General features: G+C 30.9%; 4 protein-coding genes. All 4 read right to left on the reverse strand.

Translation table 11 applies throughout. The features are described from left to right. The coding region (locus ACI32A_RS05065) for a rod shape-determining protein (protein ID WP_439753948.1) at window positions 1-637 on the reverse strand (637 nt) is incomplete at its 3' end. A gap of 1 nt (window position 638) precedes the next feature. Continuing rightward, a complete protein-coding gene (locus ACI32A_RS05070) occupies window positions 639-848 on the reverse strand; it encodes a DUF1146 family protein (protein WP_439753949.1) in 210 nt (69 codons plus the stop codon). Further along, window positions 829-1683 (reverse strand): 4-(cytidine 5'-diphospho)-2-C-methyl-D-erythritol kinase, encoded by an 855-nt coding sequence (gene ispE, locus ACI32A_RS05075; RefSeq protein ID WP_439753950.1) that lies wholly within the window; start codon window positions 1681-1683, stop codon window positions 829-831. The genes ACI32A_RS05070 and ispE overlap by 20 nt, the downstream gene beginning before the upstream one ends. Continuing rightward, the coding region (locus ACI32A_RS05080; RefSeq protein WP_439753951.1) for a ribosomal RNA small subunit methyltransferase A at window positions 1673-2139 on the reverse strand (467 nt) is incomplete at its 5' end. The genes ispE and ACI32A_RS05080, both read right to left, overlap by 11 nt.

The raw sequence follows: 2139 nt of genomic DNA on the forward strand, positions 1-2139 counted from the left end.
TATTCATCGCAAAACAAGACAATTTTGCGTTTTTATTTTTTTCCAGATTCTTACTCGAAGCTTCTTTTAAAACATGGGCATCTTCCATAGAAACAAAACACTTATATTTTTTTAAAATCATTTGAACAATTTGTTCATCGATTTGTTTGCCCGCAAAAGAAATCATTTTCTGAAATATATTTTTTCCATTGATATTTAGTCCAATTAATGTATACGAATGCCCAGAATGAATATAAAAATGAATTCTTTCATTCATCAATTCAAAAATCGAAACAAATTCAAATTTTCGAATACCTGTTTGCGATAACATATGCATCCATTTCTGTTCTTCTTGTTCATTTCTTTGTACAAGACAAATCAAAAGACAAGGCTTTTTTAAGAAATGATTCCCTTTTATTTTTGAAAACCCGTATTCAACTAATGGCAACACATCTCCTGTTAGTTTTCCTTCTGATAAAGGACACTTTACTTTAATAGATGCATTTCGATGATATACATATTCAATGGCATCATTGGATACAGCTGCAACTTCATTATTTTTATATGCAATTAAGCTATGAACTTCTACAAAATTTTCTGTATCACTTAATAAGAGCTGATCACTTCCTGGATCCAATATATACCATTTTTCAAACATCTTAACCCCCAAATCCATTATAAATTGTTAATTCAAAAATTGCTTGTGTCATTAAATAAGCTAATACAAAAGATAAAATAAACATCAATGTTATGACTTTTCCATGAAATTGCACTTTACAAAATTTTTCAAATTCAAGACAGGAACAAGCATAGATACTTAACATAAAACAAATCACAAATGTTATAAATTTAAGAATCGAATAAATCATTGTTTCCTCCAATCATCACCAAATTCACAAATTCATATTTTTTTTTCAGTTTCTTTTTTGTTTCTTGAAGAATTTGTATATTTTGACTAAATCCCATCATAGAAGAACCCGATCCAGACATCATAACACGTGAAATACCGCATTCTTCCATATCTTTTTGAATAGAACATAAAACAGGTTCCATTTCTTTGGCTACGGGTTCCAATGTATTATTCATGAGCGATATCAATAAATCAAAATCTTTTTGAATAATTGCTTGTTCAATAGAATCAACATCCACATGAATTGGCTTTCTTTCATGCCATTTTTTAAATGCCACTGGTGTTGAAATTCCTTGTTTTGGTTTAACAATCAAACAAGGAATTTCCCAGTTTGTATCTAAGCAACGAATTTTTTCACCAATGCCTTGTACACGTGCCCATTGTCCCACTACACAAAACGGAACATCGGCTCCGACTTTTTTCGACAACTGTATTTGTTCTTCTATTGATAAAGACAAATTTTTCATTTTCATAATGGCTTTTAGTACAGCTGCCGCATCGGCACTGCCTCCTGCCATTCCAGACATCATAGGAATGTGTTTGAGGACATTTACATAAAAACAATCCGATATATTTGTATATTCTTTGATTGCCTGAATCATACGAATAATGGTATTGTTTTGTCCTATGTCCATGCCATCACAAAAAACTTCGTCTATTTGACTTTCTTGTATATTGATTTCATCATACAAAGAAACAGGAGCCATAATCATATCTAAATCATGATATCCATTGTCTAAAACACCGACAATGTCCAATGCCAAGTTGACCTTTGCGTAGGCTTTAATTTTCATAATATTCCTTTCCTGTTTCATATAAACAAATAAAATCTTCTAAAGTGCATTGCTGCGCACGAATACTTGGATTGATATTGGCTTTTTCCAATATCTTTTTTGCGAATTCTTTATCGGAAACCATCAATTGAAAATTATTATAAATTGTTTTTCTTCTTTGCGTAAAACATGTTTTCACTAATTTAAAAAATAAATCTTCATTATCGACTTGATAACGATGATGAAATGTAAATTGAACCACGACTGAATCTACATTGGGCTTAGGCCAGAAAACATGGCGTGATACATCCATTACTTTTTTTACATCACATCGATATTGTGTAATCACACTCAATGCATTATATTCTTTATCATTTTCTTTCGCCAGAAAGCGAGCACCTACTTCTTTTTGCATCATAACCGTAATGCGTTCTATTTTTTCTTTGGCTTCAAATAATTTAAATAAAATAGGTGTTG

The organism is Floccifex sp. (assembly GCF_051873555.1).
GTDB lineage: Bacteria > Bacillota_I > Bacilli_A > Erysipelotrichales > Erysipelotrichaceae > Floccifex.

Bases quoted from the DNA above. Each gene is read 5' to 3' on its own strand.
- ACI32A_RS05070 (WP_439753949.1), bottom strand. From the start codon at position 848: ATGATTTATTCGATTCTTAAATTTATAACATTTGTGATTTGTTTTATG.
- ispE (WP_439753950.1), bottom strand. From the start codon at position 1,683: ATGAAAATTAAAGCCTACGCAAAGGTCAACTTGGCATTGGACATTGTC.